General features: G+C 48.5%; 4 protein-coding genes. 2 read left to right on the forward strand and 2 right to left on the reverse strand.

What is annotated here, in order from left to right:
• Window positions 1–185 precede the first annotated feature (185 nt).
• On the forward strand, window positions 186–1,238 hold the full coding sequence (locus HMPREF3168_RS05585) for a bifunctional transcriptional activator/DNA repair enzyme AdaA (RefSeq protein ID WP_070488947.1): 1,053 nt from the start codon (window positions 186–188) through the stop codon (window positions 1,236–1,238).
• A 48-nt stretch (window positions 1,239–1,286) separates the two neighbouring features.
• Here HMPREF3168_RS05585 and HMPREF3168_RS05590 read toward each other — a convergent pair whose 3' ends face one another.
• Window positions 1,287–2,114: a M23 family metallopeptidase gene (locus tag HMPREF3168_RS05590; RefSeq protein ID WP_070488950.1), complete on the reverse strand. Its 828-nt coding sequence runs from the start codon at window positions 2,112–2,114 to the stop codon at window positions 1,287–1,289.
• Entirely contained in the window at window positions 2,114–2,554 is a 441-nt protein-coding gene (locus HMPREF3168_RS05595; protein WP_002878612.1) for an 8-oxo-dGTP diphosphatase, read from the reverse strand. The genes HMPREF3168_RS05590 and HMPREF3168_RS05595 overlap by 1 nt, the downstream gene beginning before the upstream one ends.
• 365 nt (window positions 2,555–2,919) lie before the next feature.
• Between HMPREF3168_RS05595 and HMPREF3168_RS05600 the strand changes: the two genes are divergently transcribed.
• Window positions 2,920–3,159 (forward strand): helix-turn-helix domain-containing protein (locus tag HMPREF3168_RS05600; protein ID WP_168161990.1); only part of this gene is annotated, 240 nt, incomplete at its 3' end.

Below are 3,159 nucleotides of genomic sequence, written 5' to 3' on the forward strand. Positions count from 1 at the left end.
CTTGAGTTGTAAAATCCTGGGAAATTAGCAGCAAAAGACGACTGACTTGTGTCAGCCGTCTTTTTCATCCTAACAATTGAATCTGCCTTTTTCGGAAGCAAAGACTGACTAAATATGTTAAAGTTTCATATAGCTGAAAGTGCTTCTTGAAAATTTTCTACTGTTTGACAACGAGGAGAAGAGCTATGGATGACAACGAAATGTGGCAGGCAGTCCAAACTTGCGACCCGGCTTATGATGGCGAGTTCTTTTATGCTGTGCAGACAACAAGAATTTTCTGCCGGCCTTCTTGTAAGTCAAAATGTCCCAGAAGAAACAATGTTGAGTATTTCAAAAGCAGTGCGGAAGCAGAAGCTGCTGGCTACCGTCCCTGCAAACGCTGCCGGCCTGACCTGCCCCAGTATGACCCGGACTGCGGCCTGGCTAAAGCAAGCAAGGCCGTCTTTGACCAATATTTTACTGACCGGCAAGAGCTTAACCAGCAGCTGAAAGAGCTGGGCGTAACTAGAAAGCAAATGTCCCTGGTCTTCAAGCGTTACTATGACATGAAGCCGGCAGAATACTTAATCCAGGTAAGAATCGCTACCGCTAAGCAAGCCCTGCAGGCCGGAGCCAGCGTTTTCGACGCTGCCGCTGATTCCGGCTACACTAACTACTCCAGCTTTTATGCCCACTTCCGCAAGCTGTCCGGGATGCCGCCGGCTAAGTACCGGCAGCTTTTTGCCCAAAATATCTCCCGGGCCGTCATGGACACGCCAATTGGGCCGCTCAGAATTCTCGCTTCCCAAGATGCCATCCTCTGCGTTGAACCGGCAAATTATCTTGAGAAAAAGACTGGCCAAGCAACTGACCAGGTTCCGGCTGACCGGATTATCCCAAATGACCCGTCAGGTGACTTGGCTAAGGCCTGCATGAGGGAGCTGAAGGAATACTTTGCCGGCCAAAGACAAAAATTCGACCTGCCCCTTTCGCCAGAAGGCACCAGCTTCCAGCAAAAGGTCTGGCAGCAGCTCCAGCAGATTCCTTACGGGGAGACCAGAAGCTACCAGCAGCTGGCTGAAATGACCGGCGACAAGAATGCCAGCCGGGCAATCGGCCTGGCCAACAACTGCAACCCGATCTTGATCTTAATCCCTTGCCACCGGGTCATCGGGGCCGACGGCAGCCTTACCGGCTACGCCGCTGGCCTTGCAGCTAAAAAACTTCTCCTTGACCTGGAAAAGAGCAGTAATAAATAGTAAGCAAAAAAAACGGCTGATCAAATTCAGTCGTCTTTTTCTCTATCTCTATTTGATAAATGGCTTCAAGTAGTGGTAAGGGTGCTTGCTTTCTTCCGCCTTCAGCTTTTTCTTCTTAGCCGCCAGCTTCTCGTTGTAGCTGGTAACCTTGGCATTGTAGCTGGCTGCCTTAGCGTTGTATTCCTTAACATCCTTTTGCAGCTGCAAGCTGTCAGTAATCACCTTCATCGGGTTCAGCCAGGTGCCGTTGTCCCGCCAGTAGTCCTTGTATGGGTGACCGTGCTTGCTGATGTAGTCAGCGCTGGTCTTGGTGATCCCTAAGTGCAGGTGGGAGTCAGTCAGCCGGCCCAGTTTGTCGCCCAGCTTGACCTTCTGTCCTGCCTTAACCGTAATGTCTGACCGGTTGGCGAAACCTTCCTGGTAGACTTCCACATAGCCGTCTGGAGATACAACCCAGATGTACCAGCCAAGGCCCGTGAAGTAGGCAACTTTCTTAACCGTCCCTGGGTGAACAGCCAATACTGAGGCTTTGTTGCCAACCTCGCTCCAGCCAAAGTCCCAACCGTCATGGAAGTAAGACTTCTTCGGGTAGACCCGCCGGCAGACATCGGTCTTCCCGTAGCGCTGGCCGGACAGGTACTTGATCTTCTTGGTGTAGCACTTGGCGAACGGATAGCCCCAGATATCCTTCTCAGCAACCGTCTTTTTGGCCTTCAAGGCCTTGGGCTGGGTAGCCACCAGCTTGACATCCTTTTCAACCGGGTAGTTCTTGATATAAAGGCCCGCGAAAGCGAAGAGGGCAAGGAAGAGTAGTGCCGTCACGACTCTGCCCCAAATCCGCTTGCTCTTATTATTATTTTTCTTTTTCTTGCGCATTAATATAAAAAGTCCTTCTTGTCCAACAATACATGCTCATCAAGGTCACTCTTTAAAAAGACTTCCAGATCTCGGTCAAAGTTGTAGGCTAACTGCCGCTTAGGTAAATCGCTGATCTTGACCCATTCCAGTTTGCCTTCCCTTGAAGCGTGGAGACTTCCTGAGAACTGGTCGGCCCGGTAGAAGAAGACCAGGTAACGCCGGTCCAGCTTGTCAAAAAACTGCTTGAAGCCGACCAGGCGGGGACTAACTATGTCCAGGTTGGTCTCTTCCTTGACCTCGCGAATGACTGAATCATGAAATGACTCATGCTTTTCAATATGGCCGCCTGGAAAAGCCAGGCCTGGCCAAACCGGGTCTTCCCGGTCGATCGTCAGAACCCGGTCTTTGTCCACGATCATGCACATATTAGTTAAAGTTGTAGGCTCCGTGCGGTCCATTTCCCTATCTCTTTTCCTCCTGTCATTCCAAAAACTGACAAAGCTACAAACAATTATATCACGTGGATTATTTTTTTGCAGAAACTGTCTTTTGCTGGCTGGCATATGATAGAATTTACTTTTGGATAAAGGAGCAGAATTCCAGTGGCGAAAATATGCTTGATGTGTTTGATCATATGTAAGCGTTAACAGATAGGTATAGATATGTACTAAGCCGAATTAACGTAGAGGAATCTGGAACTTTGCTTTAAGAAAGAGCGCGGCTTTCACCCGTATTTTGAAAACATATGTTTGGAAATCTGCAGGAATACGTGCTAAAATATTCCTCGACACAAAGATATGGTTCCGAAAGGCGGTGAAATTAAATGGCGGAACAGATAGAAGAAGTACCAGCTGAATTAATTCAGACAAGAGTCTATGAACTACATCCCAACAAGACTATGAGAAAAGTTTTGGATGAAGCTTGTGACTACCGTCGTTATTGCTGGAATCAAGGCCTCGCCTTGTGGAATGAAATGTACAAGGCAAGAAAAGCGATTAAATCTTCTTTGGCCTCCGATCCCAAAAAGCTGACCGAAGAGCAGAAAGTGTTGCTTAAAGAAAAG

The organism is Lactobacillus sp. HMSC08B12, assembly GCF_001808415.1.
Classification (GTDB): Bacteria; Bacillota; Bacilli; order Lactobacillales; family Lactobacillaceae; genus Lactobacillus; species Lactobacillus delbrueckii.